This window comes from Pseudomonas lundensis (assembly GCF_015377145.2).
GTDB classification, from domain to species: domain Bacteria; phylum Pseudomonadota; class Gammaproteobacteria; order Pseudomonadales; family Pseudomonadaceae; genus Aquipseudomonas; species Aquipseudomonas lundensis.
In genome coordinates this window covers 802,152-819,020 of the sequence record NZ_CP062158.2, presented here as the reverse complement: position 1 = coordinate 819,020, position 16,869 = coordinate 802,152, and the positions used below count along the sequence as shown (strand labels likewise).

At 59.6% G+C, this 16,869-nt stretch carries 12 protein-coding genes; 7 read left to right on the top strand and 5 right to left on the bottom strand.

Annotated features, from left to right (window positions below; genetic code table 11):
• Positions 1-8: 8 nt before the first annotated feature.
• Both IF654_RS04155 and IF654_RS04150 read right to left on the bottom strand, forming a co-directional pair.
• The gene (locus IF654_RS04155) at positions 9-326 is read right to left on the bottom strand and encodes a PA4575 family protein (RefSeq protein WP_047273579.1); all 318 of its coding nucleotides are present in this window, start codon (positions 324-326) and stop codon (positions 9-11) included.
• 161 nt (positions 327-487) lie between these two features.
• Positions 488-2,926 (bottom strand): Lon protease family protein, encoded by a 2,439-nt coding sequence (locus tag IF654_RS04150; RefSeq protein WP_047279041.1) that lies wholly within the window; start codon positions 2,924-2,926, stop codon positions 488-490.
• A gap of 272 nt (positions 2,927-3,198) precedes the next feature.
• Here IF654_RS04150 and IF654_RS04145 point away from each other — a divergent pair, with 272 nt between their 5' ends.
• The 5 genes from IF654_RS04145 to IF654_RS04125 all read left to right on the top strand — a co-directional run bounded on the left by IF654_RS04145 (position 3,199) and on the right by IF654_RS04125 (position 6,938).
• Positions 3,199-3,687 (top strand): DUF3015 domain-containing protein, encoded by a 489-nt coding sequence (locus IF654_RS04145; RefSeq protein WP_019411892.1) that lies wholly within the window; start codon positions 3,199-3,201, stop codon positions 3,685-3,687.
• Positions 3,688-3,762: 75 nt separating this feature from the next.
• Positions 3,763-5,616, top strand: a complete 1,854-nt coding sequence (locus IF654_RS04140) for an Lnb N-terminal periplasmic domain-containing protein (RefSeq protein ID WP_095007549.1) — start codon at positions 3,763-3,765, stop codon at positions 5,614-5,616.
• A gap of 15 nt (positions 5,617-5,631) precedes the next feature.
• On the top strand, positions 5,632-5,937 hold the full coding sequence (locus tag IF654_RS04135) for a chorismate mutase (RefSeq protein WP_047273573.1): 306 nt from the start codon (positions 5,632-5,634) through the stop codon (positions 5,935-5,937).
• A gap of 89 nt (positions 5,938-6,026) precedes the next feature.
• Positions 6,027-6,398, top strand: coding sequence for a hypothetical protein (locus IF654_RS04130; protein WP_047279050.1), 372 nt, complete (start codon positions 6,027-6,029; stop codon positions 6,396-6,398).
• Positions 6,399-6,443: 45 nt separating this feature from the next.
• Positions 6,444-6,938 (top strand): GreA/GreB family elongation factor, encoded by a 495-nt coding sequence (locus IF654_RS04125; RefSeq protein ID WP_047281335.1) that lies wholly within the window; start codon positions 6,444-6,446, stop codon positions 6,936-6,938.
• Here IF654_RS04125 and gdhA read toward each other — a convergent pair.
• Positions 6,935-8,272: an NADP-specific glutamate dehydrogenase gene (gdhA, locus tag IF654_RS04120; RefSeq protein WP_047273570.1), complete on the bottom strand. Its 1,338-nt coding sequence runs from the start codon at positions 8,270-8,272 to the stop codon at positions 6,935-6,937. The two genes, IF654_RS04125 and gdhA, sit on opposite strands and share 4 nt — an antisense overlap.
• A gap of 303 nt (positions 8,273-8,575) precedes the next feature.
• On the bottom strand, positions 8,576-10,243 hold the full coding sequence (gene ettA / locus IF654_RS04115) for an energy-dependent translational throttle protein EttA (protein ID WP_047273569.1): 1,668 nt from the start codon (positions 10,241-10,243) through the stop codon (positions 8,576-8,578).
• A 292-nt stretch (positions 10,244-10,535) separates the two neighbouring features.
• Between ettA and IF654_RS04110 the strand changes: the two genes are divergently transcribed.
• Together IF654_RS04110 and glyA are read left to right on the top strand one after the other, a co-directional pair.
• Positions 10,536-14,396, top strand: coding sequence for a sensor domain-containing protein (locus IF654_RS04110; RefSeq protein ID WP_194862745.1), 3,861 nt, complete (start codon positions 10,536-10,538; stop codon positions 14,394-14,396).
• Between the two features lie 131 nt (positions 14,397-14,527).
• Positions 14,528-15,781, top strand: coding sequence for a serine hydroxymethyltransferase (gene glyA / locus IF654_RS04105; protein WP_094987443.1), 1,254 nt, complete (start codon positions 14,528-14,530; stop codon positions 15,779-15,781).
• An 81-nt stretch (positions 15,782-15,862) separates the two neighbouring features.
• Here the strand turns inward: glyA and yjiA are convergent, their stop codons facing one another.
• Positions 15,863-16,834, bottom strand: coding sequence for a GTPase (gene yjiA / locus IF654_RS04100; protein ID WP_047281336.1), 972 nt, complete (start codon positions 16,832-16,834; stop codon positions 15,863-15,865).
• Positions 16,835-16,869 lie beyond the last annotated feature (35 nt).

Here is a 16,869-nt window from a genome sequence, read left to right as displayed (position 1 = left end):
GCCTGCGATCAGCGAGACGCGTGACAGCGCGCGCCGTTGATTTGCCGTAGCTGGGCCTGCACATGCAGGCACCAGATCTGCGGATCATCCGCCAGCTCATAGCCGTGCAGGGTCAGGCTTTCGACAATGGATTCAAGGATGGTTTCGGCCGCGCTCGGGCCGGGGAACGGGCCCTGGGACTTGATCGTGGTGGGCTGCTCGCCCGCCAGTCCGGCAGCGAACAGCAACGTCCACATACCGGTGCCGCCTGCCAAGGGGCGTACGCTGCACTCGATACGCGTGACCAGCCCCAGGCAGCGGCGGGTAAGACAAAGGTTGCGCGACATGGCGGCGACCCTCGGTGGTTCCTGTATTCAGCCGCACACAACGGGCTGCATCGTTCCAGTGACGACAGTGGAGGTCCATGTGCTGAGAATAGAAGAAAAACGGCGCCCGCCAAGGCGCCGTGACCAACGGAAGGTAAAACGCGTCACCACCGCAAAGGGCGTTACACGGTTTTTTTAGCCGCCAGGGTTTCAGCGATCAGTTCTTTTTCCGCCTCTTTGAGATCTTCATCGCTGATCATCTCTGCAATCACCCGCAGGCGTTCGACCACCCGCGCATTGACGCTGCCCTCCGGGAACTGACCTTCAGCGTCCGGCTCGCCTGCAGGCTCGCCCACCAGCAAGCTCAGGGCTTCATCCGCTTGACGCACCGCGTACACGTGGAACTTGCCTTCGCGCACGGCCTGCAACACTTTCTCATCCAGCATCAAGGTGGCAACGTTGGCTTGAGGGATGATCGCACCCTGCTCGCCGGTCAGCCCGCGGGCCTCGCACAGACGGAAGAACCCTTCGATCTTCTCGTTGACCCCGCCCACCGCCTGCACTTCACCGAATTGGTTGATGGAGCCGGTGATTGCAAAACACTGCTTGAGCGGCGTTTTGGACAGCGCGGAAATCAACGTGCAAGCCTCGCCCAGCGAAGCACTGTCGCCGTCCACGTAGCCGTAGGACTGCTCCAGGGCGATGCTGGCCGAAATCGCCAGCGGGAATTCCTGGGCATAACGACTGCCCAGGTAGCCGGTCAAGATCATCACGCCCTTGGAGTGAATCGGCTGCCCGAGGTTGACTTCGCGTTCGATGTCGACAATTCCGCTGCCGCCCGGGTACACCGTGGCCGAAATCCGCGCCGGCACGCCGAACGCTGAATCCCCCACTTCCAGCACGGTCAGGCCATTGCATTTGCCGACAGCGGCGCCATCGGTGTCGATCAGGATGATGCCTGCCAGCATGTCATCGAGAATCCGCGCCGACACACGCCCGGTGCGGGTGGCCTTGGCCTTGAGCGCACGTTCGATGTGCCCGGCGTCGGTCATTTCATCGTTGGCCAGATGACGGATGAAATCCGCCTCGCTGACCAACTGGAACAGATCACCGATACGAGCCGACAACCGCCCCTGATGCTCCGCCAGCCGCGCGCTGTAGGTGGCCAGTCGCGCAACCGCATCGGCCGTCAGTGGCGCCATGCCTTCTTCAGACGTGCGCGTGGTCAACAGCTGTGCAAACTGCTCAAGGCTTTCGTCGACCATCGGGATGTCTTCGTCGAAGTCCACCAGCACGCGGAACATCTCCTGGAAGTCCGGGTCGAGGTCTTGCAGCGTGTAATACAGCTGACGGGCACCAATGATGATGACCTTGACCTGCAACGGGATCACTTGCGGGGTCAGCGTCACGGTCGCCAGGCGGCCCATTTCACCCAGCGGCGACTCCATTTTCAGCTTGCGCGATTGCAGCGCGCGCTTGAGCGCATCCCACACGAACGGCTCACTGAGCATCTTCTCCGCTTCAAGAATCAAAAAACCGCCATTGGCACGGTGCAACGCACCCGGCCGCAACTGGCGGTAGGTGGTGTAGAGCGCGCCCTGATCGGTGCTGTATTCAATACGACCAAACAGGTTGTCGTAGGTCGGGTGCGGCTCAAACACCACCGGGGCGCCGCCGCTCATCGGCTGACCGACCACCAGGCTTGGCAGGTATTGCTCTTCGAGCAGCTTGCGCGCCTGCGCATCGGTCTTGCTGTCGTCGACCAACTGCTCGACCACGGTTTTGAGCAGATACACCTGCATGGCCTGCAAATAACCGCATACCGCACCGTTCTCGGCGTACTTCTGCGACAGCGGCGCCAGCAACGGTTGCAGCGCCAGGGTGATGGTTTCTTCGTTCAGGTGACGCAACTGGTTGTTGGACTCGCGCTTCCATTGCGGCAGGCTCGCCAGCTCTTCGTTAAGACGCTCTTCGAGCTGCGAAATGTCTTCGTGAAAACGCTCGCGTTCTTCTTCGGGCAACTGCGAAAACTCGGCTTCATCCAGCGCCTTGCCATCGCTCATCGGCGTGAAGGCGACGTTGCTGCTGTCGCGGTACAGCGCCACGCCTTTCTCCAGCGCCAGGCGCTCGATCACGTCCAGCGCCCGGTCATACCGCTGGTTGAAACCCCGGTCGATGGCGCTTTTGCGCTGTTGGTACGTCGGGTGTTCGAACACCGCCGGGAAGGTCGCCAGCAAGTTATCGATCAATCCATTGATGTCCGCGATGAACGCACCGGCACCACTGGCCGGCAACTCCAGCGCCCGCGGTTCACGCGGGTCATCGAAATTATTGACGTACACCCAGTCGCTGGGCGACTTCAGGCGCTTGCCTTCAGCCTTGAGGTAACGCTTGACGAACGAAAAACGCCCGGTGCCGGGCTCGCCCATGACAAACACGTTGTATCCCGGACGCGGCATGGCCACGCCAAACTGCAAGGCTTCGACCGCACGCTCCTGGCCGAGAATGCCGCGAAAAGGCTCCAGATCATTGGTGGTAGAGAAGCTGAACTGTTCAGCGGAAAACGGACGGGTCAGCGCGTCAGGCGCTAGACGCAAGCTGGCAGCAACAGAATCAGGCATCGGGCTTCCTTACATCGGGCGGGGCAGATGGCAGCATTCTGGCGCTGGCCGTACGCCACTGGCAAGGCGCACGATGCGCGAATTCCCGAGGCCCTGTATTTGCGGGATTAAACTGCGCTCGATCAATGATTGTTTTGCAAAAAATAACGGAACCTGCAGAACGTGCCTAGACTCCAAGGTGTTACGCGGCCGGAAGTCATAACTGGCCCGTACTGGCGCTTCAGGGCCAGACACCCTTGTCCATTGGTTGCACACACATAGAGAACAAAGCTATGAAACGGATTCTTCTCGGTACTCTCTTCACTGTTGTTTCCCTCAATGCCATGGCTCAAGCACCAGGCGGCCCAAACTGCGGTTGGGGCAACATGCTGTTTGAAGGCCAGCGCGGCACACCGGCCCACTTCCTGGCCTCTACCACCAACGGCACCTCCGGCAACGCCACTTTCGGCATGACGTCCGGTACCAACGGTTGCACCACCAAAGACGCGCTGACCTACGGCGGTAAATCGTGGATTGCCATGAATGGCATGATGAACGAGCTGTCCGAAGACATGGCTAAAGGCAACGGCGAAGCACTGACCACCTACGCGGTGGTACTGGGTGTCGCCCCTGAAGACCGCGAGCATTTTGCTGCTGTCACCCACGAACACTTCCAGCAAATCTTCAGCAAAGCTGACGTGACGGCCGATGACGTTCACAACAACACCCTGGCTGTCCTGAAAAGTGACGCACGCCTGTCCAAATACGCCACTGCTGCGTAAATGAGACCTGCCCGCTCCTTTCGGAGCGGGTATTCTTGCGCTTCATTTCTCTTTGCCTGACAACAGTTGCCCACCATGCTCAAACGCCTTGCCTATCTGGCGCTCTGTGCCTGCGCCCCGTTATATGCCGCGCCCCAAATCGACAATCAACGTGTGCAGCAGTTGGCCAACGACCCTTTCTGGATTTCCCTCGGGCATTACGAAGCCCGCACACTCGGAGGCTGGCGCAGTTACGTCAGCGACGACAAATTCTTCATCGCCCCCGACGGCGCCCAACACCCGGACGCTGAACTGCGTGCCACCGTCGAGGCGCTGTATTCGCCGTTGAGCCTTGGGGATAAACACCCGCAGTGCGTGTACCCAGCCCGCACCCGCTGGCTCAAGGCCCAATTGAACCTGACCGACCTGCCGCCAGCCCCCTGCGCGGAGTTCACGCAATGGTTCAAAGACGTGGCCCCGCACAGCACGGTCATGATTTTCCCGGCGGCCTACCTCAACAGCCCCTCATCGATGTTCGGTCACACCTTGCTGCGCATCGATCAGGCGGACGTGCAAAGCAACAAGACCGCGTTGCTGAGCTATGCAATCAACTTTGGCGCCTACATTGAAGGCTCCGACAACAGCATCCTGTATGCCTGGAAAGGGCTGGCCGGTGGCTATCCGGGCCTGTTCGCGCTGGTGCCGTATCAGGAAAAACTGTCGGAATACCGCAGCCTTGAAAACCGCGACCTGTGGGAATACCGGCTCAACCTGACCCCCGAAGAAACGCAGCGCATGGTCGAGCACGTGTGGGAGCTGAAACAAATCCAGTTCGACTACTTCTTCTTCGATGAAAACTGCTCATATCGCTTGCTGGAGCTGCTGCAAGTGGCGCGCCCCGGCCTGCAACTGACCACCCAATTCCCGCTGACCGCCATCCCCACCGACACCGTCAAGGCCGTCAAGGAAGCAGGCCTGGTCGAAAGTATCGAATACCGGCCGTCCCGCGAGCGCGAGCTGCTGGACCGGGCCAAAGCCCTCGACCCTGAAGAACAGCAATGGGTGCTGCAGGTCAGCGCGGATCAGAAACAATTGCAAAACCCGGATTTCAAGGCACTGCCCGGCGCGCGTCAGGCGTTGATTATCGATGCGGCGTATCGCCTTGAACGCTACCGCGCCAACGGCCTGGAGCGAGACACCGACCGTTCGCAGCGCAGCTTTGAACTGCTGCGCGCGATCAACCAGAATCCGGCCCCGCAGCTGCATGTCGAAAAACCCGAGCTGCCAGAAAACGGCCACCAATCGCGTACCTGGCAAGTGGGCGTCGGCAGCCGTGATGACAAGGCTTTTGGCGAGTACGGCCTGCGCATGGCCTACCACGACCTCAACGACAACGCGCCGGGCTTCCCGTTGGGCGCGCAAATCGAAATCCTGCAACTCAAACTGCGCCAGTACGAAGGCAACCACTGGCAAATCCAGCAGTTGGACCTGGCCAACATCCGCTCCCTGACCCCGCGCAATGACTTGCTCAAACCGTGGTCCTGGCAAGTGGGTGGCGGGCTGGAGCGCGTGCTCGGCAAACATGGCGATGAAACCCTCGTCAGCCACGTTAACGGCGGCGCAGGTGGCACCTGGCAACTGGCTGACGAGGTGCTGGGCTTTGCTCTCGGCACCGTGCGCGTGGAGCACAACAACGACTTCGCGGCGTTCGTGTCACCTGCGGCGGGCTTTAACACCGGCGTGCTGTGGCGCAACCCGATCGGCAACCTGAGCCTGGAAGCCAAGGGCGATTACTTCACCAACGGTGAAATACGCCGCACCTTAAGCCTGAATCAACAATGGGAACTGTCGCGCAACCTCGGTTTACGCCTGACAGCCCAGCGTGAATTCAGCCACCTGACCTCGCCAGTGAACGAAGTGATGCTGGAAGTGAAGTGGTATCACTACTGATGGGAGCTTCACCACATGACAGTCACGTGCCACAGCCTTGAAGAAGTGCGCTCACACATCGACGAACTGGACCGCCAGATCGTCGGCCTGATCGCACAGCGCGGGGCGTATGTTTCGCAGGCTGCGCGGTTTAAAAAGGACAGCAACGCGGTCAAAGCCCCGCAACGCGTGGAGCAGGTTTTCCTCAAAGTCAGGGCATTGGCCGACGAACTCGGTGCCAACCCGCAGGTCACCGAACAGGTGTACCGCGCCATGATCGCGGCCTTTATCCAGCAGGAACTGGCTGAACAGTCAGCTCTCGGGGCTCAACCTGATCACTGACATCGCATTGACATCGGCTTGACGCCCCACTCACAGATCCCGGCCTACACTCACCGCATCAGCCGTTCAACGGTGCACTGAGGTGGGTTATGTGGCGCAGGTGTGTGGGGATGGGGATGCTGATTGTGCTGTTGGCTGGGTGTGAGACCACCCATCAGGACCTGCTGGCCAAAGGGTATCCTCCCGCCTTTGCAGACGGTTTCGATGATGGGTGCAGCAGTGGCCGGCAAGCGGCCGGGGTGATAACGGGGGAATTCAAGAAAAACGTCCCGCGCTACCTGAAGGATTCGACCTACGCTCAAGGGTGGGATGATGGCTTTCGCCAATGCCAGGCCATGCGCGAAAACCAGGACCGGGAGCAATACCAGGATCGTCATTGGGATGAGCGCGAACGCGATTGGCAACACGAGAAGGATGTCGACGCTGCTCGTGCTTATCGCTCGCACTCATCTGAACCTTGATCGGCCCGCGGGCTCTCAACCTTATCGCCATAAGGGACAGTTGCCATGAGCCGCGCATTTGTAAACGAAGACAGCGCTGCTGACCACGCCAATGCCCCCATTGAGCGTCAGGTCAGCAGCCAGCCCAATTACGTCACCGCCCAAGGTCATGCTTTATTGCAAGCCAAAGTCAGTGAGCTACAGGCTGAGCATGCTCACGAGGCGGCGAAAGGGGATGAGGCCGACAAGCAGCGTTTGGCTGATCTTGATCGCGACCTGCGCTATTTCAATCAGCGCTTGCTCAGCGCACAGGTGGTCGCGCCCGCGACTTCGACGCAGAAGGTGCAGATAGGCAGTTGGGTGACGTTCGTCGATGAACACGACAATGAGCAACGGGTGCAACTGGTCGGCGAAGACGAGGCCGATGCCACGAAGGGGTTAATCAACTGGGGCTCGCCACTGGGCCGTGCGCTGTTGGGCGCAGGCCCCGGCGATGAAGTGCTGTGGCTTCGACCTGCCGGGGATTTGCAGGTCGAGATCGTTCGCGTGGACCCGGCTTAAACCACGCCCTGCGCGAGCATGGCATCGGCCACTTTGACGAAACCGGCGATGTTGGCGCCTTTGACGTAGTTGATGCGGCCGTTTTCTTCACCGTAGTGAACGCAGGCGTGGTGGATCGATTGCATGATGTTGTGCAACTTGCTGTCCACCTCACCCGCCGTCCACAGCAAGCGCATGGCGTTCTGCGACATTTCCAGACCGCTCACGGCCACACCGCCCGCATTGGAGGCTTTGCCCGGTGCGAACAAAATGCCCGCCTCGATAAACAGGTCCACCGCTTCCAGCGTGGTCGGCATGTTGGCGCCTTCGGCCACGCACCCACAGCCATTGCTCAGCAATGTGCGAGCGGCTTCGGCGTCCAGTTCGTTCTGTGTTGCGCAAGGCAGCGCAATGTCACAGGGCAGATGCCACGGATGCTGGCCCGCCAGAAACTCCAGACCAAATTGCGCCGCCAGTTCGCTGATACGTCCGCGCTTGACGTTTTTCAGCTCCATCAGCGCTTCCCACTGCGCGTCGTCCAGACCGGCTTCGCAATACAGGGTGCCTTCGGAGTCCGAGAGGGAAATGACTTTGCCGCCCAGGTCCATGACTTTGCGCGCGGCATACTGCGCCACGTTACCCGAGCCGGAAATCGCAACCCGCTTGCCATCAATCCGCTGGCCGCTGCGCTTGAGCATTTCCTGCGCAAAATACACGCAGCCAAACCCGGTGGCTTCCGGGCGAATCAGGCTACCGCCGTAGCTCATGCCTTTGCCGGTCAATACGGAGGTGAACTGGTTGCTCAGGCGTTTGTATTGGCCAAAGAGGAAGCCAATCTCACGGGCGCCGACGCCGATGTCGCCAGCGGGCACGTCCACGTCCGAACCGATATGGCGGTACAGCTCGCTCATGAAGGCCTGGCAGAAACGCATGACTTCCGCGTCGCTCTTGCCCTTGGGGTTGAAATCCGAGCCACCCTTGCCGCCGCCCATGGGCAGCGAGGTCAGGGAGTTTTTGAAGGTTTGTTCAAACGCCAGGAACTTCAACACCCCCAAATTCACCGACGGGTGGAAGCGCAAGCCACCTTTGTAAGGGCCAATGGCGCTGTTCATCTGAATGCGGAAGCCACGGTTAACCCGCACTTTGCCTTCGTCATCCACCCATGACACACGAAACACAATTGCCCGCTCAGGTTCGCAAATACGTTCGAGAATCCCGGAAGTCAGGTAGTGCGGATTGGCTTCGAGAAAAGGCCACAGGCTGCGCAGGACTTCTTCCACCGCCTGGTGGAATTCTGGCTGGTCTGGGTCGCGTTTTTTGAGGCGGGCAAGGAAGTGCTCGACGGATTCGATCATGGGTAAGTCTCGGCAAATTTATTGTCGTTAAACGGAGATTGGCCGGAACTTTATCAATTCATGTCGCACCGCGACAGCGCAAAATGTCGCAGTTCTGAATTTAAATGGTGCTTTTCTATAAATAGCGATGACTTTTAGAGGTTTTGCGCACCAAAAATGTGAATTCTGTACCCACTTTTGCACCCCTTTTAAGCGTTAAACCGGTGAAATCCTGAAACGTGGCAAGCCGGGCCCTGACGGCGGAAATAGCACACGCCAAAAAAAACGGAGCCCCATGGGGCTCCGCTTTTGTAAAAACCGGCCTTACTGAGCCAGTTTTTTGTGTCGCACGCGGTGCGGCTGGGTGGCCGCCTCACCGAGGCGCTTTTTACGGTCAGCTTCGTACTCGGTGTAGTTACCTTCAAAGAAGACCGCTTGCGAGTCGTCTTCGTAGGCCAGGATGTGCGTCGCCACACGGTCAAGGAACCACCGGTCGTGAGAGATCACAATGGCGGCGCCAGGGAAGTCCAGCAGTGCTTCTTCAAGCGAACGCAAGGTCTCAACGTCAAGGTCGTTAGACGGTTCGTCGAGCAGCAGCACGTTGGCGCCCTCTTTCAGGGTCAGGGCCAGGTGCAAGCGACCTCGCTCACCACCGGACAGGTCCTTGACGAACTTCTGTTGATCGCCCCCTTTGAAGTTGAAACGCCCGACATAGGTACGCGAAGGGATTTCATAGTTGCCGATGCGGATGACATCCGAACCGTCAGAAATGGCCTGGAACACCGTCTTGCTGCCGTCCAGGTCATCGCGGCTCTGATCAACGCACGCCAACTGAACGGTTTCACCGATTTCGATGCTGCCCGAATCCGGCTGCTCTTTGCCCATCAGCATGCGGAACAGGGTGGATTTACCCGCACCGTTACCGCCGATCACGCCAACGATGGCGCCTTTAGGCATGGCGAACGACAGGTTGTCGATCAGCACGCGATCGCCGTAACCCTTGGAGACGTTCTTGAACTCGATCACCTTGTCACCCAGGCGCGGACCGGCCGGGATGTAGATTTCATTGGTCTCGCTGCGCTTCTGGAATTCCTGCGATTGCAGTTCTTCAAAGCGTTGCAGACGGGCCTTGGATTTGGACTGACGCGCCTTGGCGCCTTTACGCACCCATTCCAGCTCGTCTTTCATGGCCTTTTCGTGGGCCGACTGTTGCTTGGATTCCTGGGCCAGACGATCGGACTTGGCTTCAAGCCAGCCCGAATAGTTGCCCTCGTAAGGAATACCGGCGCCGCGGTCGAGTTCCAGAATCCAGCCGGCTACGTTGTCCAGGAAGTAACGGTCGTGCGTAATCGCAACCACGGTGCCCGGGAAATCGTGCAGGAAGTGCTCCAGCCAAGCGACGGAGTCGGCGTCCAGGTGGTTGGTCGGTTCGTCGAGCAGCAACATGTCCGGGGCCGAGAGCAGCAGGCGGCACAAGGCCACACGACGCTTCTCACCACCCGACAGGTGTTCAACCTTCGCGTCCCATGCGGGCAGGCGCAGCGCGTCGGCGGCGACTTCCAGCTGGCGCTCCAGGTTGTGGCCGTCGCCCGCTTGCAAGATGGCTTCAAGCTTGGCCTGTTCGGCGGCCAGCTTGTCGAAGTCGGCATCCGGGTCAGCGTATTCGGCGTAAACCTGGTCCAGACGCGCTTGGGCGTCCTTGATCACGCTCACGGCCTCTTCAACCACTTCGCGCACGGTTTTGCTCGGGTCCAGTTGCGGCTCTTGCGGCAGGTAGCCGATGTTCAAGTCCGGCATTGGACGGGCTTCGCCGTCGAACTCGGTGTCGACGCCAGCCATGATTTTCAACAGGGTGGATTTACCCGAACCGTTCAGACCGAGTACGCCGATCTTGGCGCCCGGGAAAAACGACAGGGAGATGTTTTTCAGGATTTCCCGCTTCGGCGGAACAACTTTGCTCAGCCGATGCATGGTGAAAACGTATTGAGCCATGGTGAACCTAGCGTCAGTGACAGGTGATTAAGGCGCGAGCAATGCACGGCTCAGGCCATAGCAGAAGGACAGGGATTGATCTGGGTCAATGCCTGTTCATGTAAAAAGCCTGAGTGTAGGAGCCCTTGTGCCCCCGCGTAACCGGCAAAGCTACCTGAATGCGCAGTGCAGGGCAAACCAGCGCCCACCAAGGGGCTGGCACTTTGCCACAGTCCAAGGCATGCTAGCCGCCCTTTGGGCGTCCCGCTTATAGTGCGTATCGCACCATTGCAGCCAATCGCAGGATCACAGCTTGCCCAACGTCACACCGTCTAACCCCGCGCGTGCTCCAGGCCCATGGCTCGGCACCCCCGTGCGCGGCACGTTAAAAGGCGCGCTGGCCACGTTGGTCTTGCTTTTACTGGGCATGTTGTTCTGGCTGCTGATCGAGCAATTTCAGTCCACCGTCGAGCATCAGCGCCAATACAGCGCCACGTACAGCACCGACCTGGCAGATCACGTCAACCTGAGCATGGGCCTGCGGGCGAAGATGGCACTCAAACTGCTGCCTGCCCGGCCATCCCCGGTCACCCTGCAACAGTTGCGCGCGCAGGCCAGCCAGATGGTGCAGTCGCTGCCCTCGTTGCAAAGCCTGGCCCTGCTCAGCCCTGAGGGCGAGGTGCTGCTCGACAGCGGCGGCATCAGCCCGGACGCCGCCTATCTGCGGGACTGGATCAAACATAATCAATCGCGCAAAAGCACCGACGGCTATTACTTCAGCAACAACAGCGACGCCAGCACCCTTTATTTACTGCTGGATAAACCCGACCGCCCGACGCGCGGCTACTGGCTGCTGCGCCTGAACCCGGACCTGCTGAACAAACTGACCCAGCAAACCATTCACGGCGACCGGCCGCAGTGGCTGATCGAAAATGCGCTGACCCATAAAGTGCTGCGCCACAGCGCAGTGCCGGTTACACCGGCTTCCACCCTCACCGCACAGGATCAGGCCGATACAGTCGTGTTGATGCCGTTGAGCCACAGCGACTGGCAACTGCGCGGGCTGTTCAATAAAGAGCAGGTGGTCGAGCAACTGCTGCCCGGACTCATCGGTAAATGCCTGCTTGGCCTGCTGTTTTCGCTGCTACCGTTGATCGCACTGATCAACCTGCGCCGCCGCCAGCGTCAGGCCCATGAAGGGCGTCGCCGTTATCACGACATATTTGAAGGCACCGGCGTCGCCCTGTGCGTGCTTGACCTCTCGAGCCTGCCGGGCTTTCTCGAACGCGAGCAACTGTATGACAGCGCTGCGCTCAAACACTGGCTGAACAACAACCCCGTGCAGCGCCAGCATTTGTGCGAACAGTTACGCATCACTGAAGTCAATCAGGTGGCATTGCACTTGCTGGACGTGGATTCGTGCGAAGGCGCCTGGGAAAAGCTGATCAACGGTTGCCCGAACACCACCTCGGCCATCAGTTATCAAGTCATCGAGGCCGTGCTCAACCACCAACAGCAACTTGAGCTGGAAATCACCCTCGTCGACGCCAAGGGGCAGGACCAGCATTTATGGCTGGTGCTGCGTTTGCCGCAAGACCGCAGCGATTATCAGGCCGTGATCTTGAGCATCAGCGACATCACCAGCCGCAAGCTGATCGAGCTGTCGCTGCAAGAGCGCGAGAGCTTCTGGTCGGATGTGGTGCGCACCGTGCCGGACCACTTGTACGTGCAGGACGTCATCAGCCAGCGGATGATTTTCAGCAACCACCATCTGGGCCACACCCTGGGCTACAACGCCACCGAATTGCAGCAAATGGGCGCTTACTTCTGGGAACTGCTGCTGCACCCCGAAGATGCCGAGCATTACCACCTGATGCGCAAGCAACAGCGCCACAGCGGCTACGCGCACCTGCTGCAATGCCAGTTGCGTTTTCGTCATAGCAACGGCGTGTGGCGGCGCTTCGACATCCGTGAACAGGCGCTGGCGCGAGACGCCTACGATCAAGTCACGCGTATCGTCGGGGTGGCCAAAGACATCACCGATCAGATCGAAGCCAGCGAATCGTTGCGTGACAGCGAGCAACGCTACCGGATGCTGGCCGAAAGCATCAGTGATGTGATTTTTTCAACCAACAATGCGTTGAAGCTCAACTATGTCAGCCCGTCCGTCCAAACCGTACTGGGCTTTGACGCCGAATGGGTGTTCACCCACGGTTGGCAATCAACCATTGCCAACCCGCAACAACTGGCCGGTGTGTACAGCCTGATCGAACAAGTCAGTCGCGCGCTGGACAAGCCCGAACAACTGGCCGCCCTGCGCACCCAACTCGACACTCAACTGTTCCTGTTCGATTGCCTGCGGGCCGACGGGCGCAAGATCCCCATCGAATTGCGTCTGGTACTGGTGTGGGATGAGAACGATGCGTTCGAAGGCATCCTCGGGGTCGGACGTGATATCAGTCAGCAACGCCGCGCCGAAAAAGACCTGCGCATGGCCGCCACGGTATTTGAGCACTCGACCTCGGCCATCCTCATTACCGACCCCGCGGGTTATATCGTGCAGGCCAACGAGGCCTTCAGCCGAGTCAGCGGCTACGCCGTGTCGCAAGTGCTCGACCAGTTGCCGAGCATGCTCACCGTCGATGAGCAGCAACAGGCGCATTTGCACTACGTGCTCAAGCAACTGCACCAGCACAACACGTGGGAAGGCGAAATCTGGCTCAAGCGCCTGAACGGTGAACACTACCCGGCGTGGGTCGGCATCACGGCCGTGTTCGATGACGAAGGCGATCTGGCCAGCTATGTGTGCTTCTTCAGCGACATCAGCGAACGCAAGGCCAGTGAACAGCGCATTCATCGCCTGGCCTATTACGACGCCCTGACCCACCTGCCAAACCGCACGTTGTTCCAGGACCGTCTGCACACCGCGCTGCAACAGGCTGAACGCAATAAATCGTGGGTGGTGCTGATGTTCCTCGACCTTGACCGGTTCAAGCCGATCAATGACTCGCTGGGCCACGCCGCGGGCGATCGCATGCTCAAAGACATGGCCATTCGCCTGCTTGCTTGCGTGGACAACGACGACACCGTGGCGCGCATGGGCGGCGATGAATTCACCCTGTTGCTGCAACCCCGTGCGACCCGCGAGATGGCACTCAACCGCGCCATCAGCGTCGCTGAACAGATCCTCGCCAGCCTGGTGAAGCCGTTTGTGCTGGAGAGCCGCGAGTTCTTTGTCACGGCCAGTATCGGCATCGCCCTGAGCCCGCAGGATGGCAACGAGCTCAGCCAGTTGATGAAAAACGCCGACACGGCGATGTACCACGCCAAGGAGCGTGGCAAAAACAACTTCCAGTTTTACCAAGCGGACATGAACGCCAGCGCCCTGGAGCGGCTGGAGCTGGAAAGCGACCTGCGCCATGCCTTGGAGCAGCAAGAGTTCATCCTCTATTACCAACCGCAGTTCAGCGGCGACGGCAAACGCCTGACCGGCGTCGAAGCGTTGCTGCGCTGGAACCACCCGCGTCGTGGCCTGGTGCCACCGGGCGACTTTATCCCGGTACTTGAAGAACTGGGGCTGGTGGTGGATGTGGGCGACTGGGTGCTGGCCGAGTCGTGCCGTCAGCTCAAGCAATGGCACCAAGCCAAAGTGCGCGTGCCGAAAGTCTCGGTCAACATCTCGGCGCGGCAATTTTCCGACGGCCAGTTGGGCACGCGCATCGCCACTATTCTCAAGGACACCGGCCTGCCCCCGGCCTGTCTGGAGCTGGAACTGACCGAGAGCATCCTGATGCGCGAAGTGAGCGAGGCGCTGCAAATCCTTGCCAGCCTGAAAATCCTCGGCCTGAGCATTGCCGTGGACGACTTCGGCACGGGGTATTCGTCGCTCAACTACCTCAAGCAGTTCCCTATCGACGTGCTGAAAATCGACCGTACCTTTGTCGACGGCCTGCCCGAAGGTGAACAGGACGCGCAGATCGCCCGTGCCATCATCGCCATGGCCCACAGCCTGAACCTGGCCGTGATCGCCGAAGGTGTCGAAACCCACGAGCAACTGAATTTCCTGCGTGAACACGGCTGCGATGAAGTGCAGGGCTATCTGTTCGGGCGCCCCATGCCTGCGCGGCAGTTTGAAGCCCATTTCAGCCAGGAAGCCCTGCCGATGTTCGAGTAAGGCTTCAAAACCCGCTAAAAACCCGTACCTGAAAGCCACTTGTCTGCCACATGATTGCCTTTCATATGCCAGATAAAACCCGTTGGGTTAGAATGCCCTCCTTTTTCCGCCCCCGATCCTTGAGGACCGCCATGTTCAGCCGTGATTTGACACTTGCCAAGTTCGACGCCGACCTTTTTGCCGCCATGGAGCAAGAAGCTCAGCGCCAGGAAGAACACATTGAGCTGATCGCTTCGGAAAACTACACCAGCCCAGCGGTGATGGAAGCTCAAGGCTCGGTACTCACCAACAAATACGCCGAAGGTTATCCGGGCAAGCGTTACTACGGCGGCTGCGAATACGTCGACGTGGTTGAACAACTGGCCATCGACCGCGCCAAGGAACTGTTCGGGGCCGATTACGCCAACGTTCAGCCCCACGCCGGTTCCCAGGCCAACAGCGCGGTGTACCTGGCGCTGCTGTCGGCCGGCGACACCATTCTGGGCATGAGCCTGGCCCATGGCGGTCACTTGACCCACGGCGCAACCGTTTCGTCCTCGGGCAAGCTGTACAACGCGGTGCAGTACGGCATCGACGCCAACGGCCTGATCGACTACGACGAAGTCGAGCGTCTGGCCGTTGAGCACAAGCCAAAAATGATCGTGGCCGGTTTCTCCGCTTACTCGCAGATCCTGGACTTCCCGCGCTTCCGTGCCATCGCTGACAAAGTCGGCGCTTACCTGTTCGTGGACATGGCCCACGTGGCCGGCCTGGTTGCAGCGGGCGTTTACCCGAACCCGGTTCCGTTCGCGGACGTGGTCACCACCACCACCCACAAAACCCTGCGCGGCCCACGCGGCGGCCTGATCCTGGCCAAAGCCAACGCCGACATCGAGAAGAAGCTGAACTCCGCTGTCTTCCCGGGTTCGCAAGGCGGCCCGCTGGAACACGTGATCGCCGGTAAAGCCGTGTGCTTCAAAGAAGCCCTGCAACCTGAGTTCAAGGTTTACCAGCAACAAGTGGTGAAGAACGCCCAGGCCATGGCTTCGGTGTTCATCGAGCGCGGTTATGACGTGGTTTCGGGCGGTACTGAAAACCACCTGTTCCTGCTGTCGCTGATCAAGCAAGACATCTCGGGTAAAGACGCTGACGCCGCACTGGGCAAGGCCTTCATCACCGTGAACAAAAACTCCGTGCCGAACGACCCACGCTCCCCGTTCGTGACCTCGGGCCTGCGTTTCGGTACACCGGCTGTGACCACCCGTGGCTTCAAAGTTGAAGAATGCCGCGAGTTGGCTACCTGGATCTGCGACATCCTGGACGACATCACCAACGAAGCCGTGATCGACGCCGTTCGCGAGAAAGTCAAAACCATCTGCAAGAAGCTGCCGGTTTACGGCAACTGAGTGTCACTGGCTAACTAAAAAGCCCGGCGCGTGAGCCGGGCTTTTTTATGAGTGCTGCAAAGAAATGAGGCGGGCGCCCTCTCACTCGCTCCCGAGGCGCGCAAACCCCTCGCGAATCTTCTCTTCGGGCAGGTCGTCGGCAATAAACACCATCACACTGTCACGTACCTCTCCCTCAGCCCACTCCGTGTCCCAGTCAAAGCCATACAACTTCAGCACCCCTTGAAACACCAGGCGCCGGGCCTCGCCCGCGATATTGAGCACGCCTTTGTAACGCAGCAGTTGCGTGCCATGGTCTTCAAGCAGTTCATTCATGAATTCGCTCAGGCGATCGATGTCCAGCGGCTTGTCAGTGCGCAGCACCAGGCTGGAGATACGGTCAACAGACGCTGCCGGCTGCACCGGACGTAAACTCACCCCGCCGCCCAAGTCGGCATTAAGGTTAAAACCGCGCACGTCCAGCAACTCCGCCAGATCGATTTTGCCGTGCTCGACCACGCGGATCGGTGCGCGACGGTTGATGCGGGTCAACCGCTCACTCAGGGCATCGAAGGTCGCGTCGTCCACCAGGTCGCGCTTACTCACGAGCAAGCGATCCGCAAAGCCAATCTGGGCCTGGGCGATGGTCTGCGTCAGGTGAACCTGCGCATGGGCCGCATCCACCAGGGTGATAATGCCGTCCAGCAGGTAGCGCTCGCGCAGTTCTTCATCGATGAAAAAGGTCTGCGCCACCGGCGCCGGGTCGGCCAGGCCAGTGCACTCGATCACCAACCGGTCAAAGGCAATCTCGCCGCTGTCCAGCCGCTCAAGCAGCAGGTAAAGGGCTTTGGTCAAGTCAGTATGGATGGTGCAGCACACGCAGCCATTGGCCAGCGTCATGACCTGCACCGGTTCGTCGCCCAACAGTTGGGTGTCGATCCCGGCATCGCTGAATTCGTTTTCGATCACGGCAATTTTGAGGCCGTGTTCGGCCTTGAGCAGGTAACGCAACAACGTGGTTTTGCCAGCCCCCAAGAAGCCGCTGAGGATGGTGACGGGGATGGGAGAGGACATGCAGTCTCCTTGAAAATGGGTGTGCAGATACGAAA

Bases quoted from the DNA above. Each gene is read 5' to 3' on its own strand.
- IF654_RS04155 (WP_047273579.1), bottom strand. From the start codon at position 326: ATGTCGCGCAACCTTTGTCTTACCCGCCGCTGCCTGGGGCTGGTCACG.
- yjiA (WP_047281336.1), bottom strand. From the start codon at position 16,834: ATGTCCTCTCCCATCCCCGTCACCATCCTCAGCGGCTTCTTGGGGGCT.
- IF654_RS04150 (WP_047279041.1), bottom strand. From the start codon at position 2,926: ATGCCTGATTCTGTTGCTGCCAGCTTGCGTCTAGCGCCTGACGCGCTG.
- glyA (WP_094987443.1), top strand. From the start codon at position 14,528: ATGTTCAGCCGTGATTTGACACTTGCCAAGTTCGACGCCGACCTTTTT.
- IF654_RS04135 (WP_047273573.1), top strand. From the start codon at position 5,632: ATGACAGTCACGTGCCACAGCCTTGAAGAAGTGCGCTCACACATCGAC.
- IF654_RS04130 (WP_047279050.1), top strand. From the start codon at position 6,027: ATGTGGCGCAGGTGTGTGGGGATGGGGATGCTGATTGTGCTGTTGGCT.
- IF654_RS04125 (WP_047281335.1), top strand. From the start codon at position 6,444: ATGAGCCGCGCATTTGTAAACGAAGACAGCGCTGCTGACCACGCCAAT.
- IF654_RS04145 (WP_019411892.1), top strand. From the start codon at position 3,199: ATGAAACGGATTCTTCTCGGTACTCTCTTCACTGTTGTTTCCCTCAAT.
- IF654_RS04140 (WP_095007549.1), top strand. From the start codon at position 3,763: ATGCTCAAACGCCTTGCCTATCTGGCGCTCTGTGCCTGCGCCCCGTTA.
- gdhA (WP_047273570.1), bottom strand. From the start codon at position 8,272: ATGATCGAATCCGTCGAGCACTTCCTTGCCCGCCTCAAAAAACGCGAC.
- ettA (WP_047273569.1), bottom strand. From the start codon at position 10,243: ATGGCTCAATACGTTTTCACCATGCATCGGCTGAGCAAAGTTGTTCCG.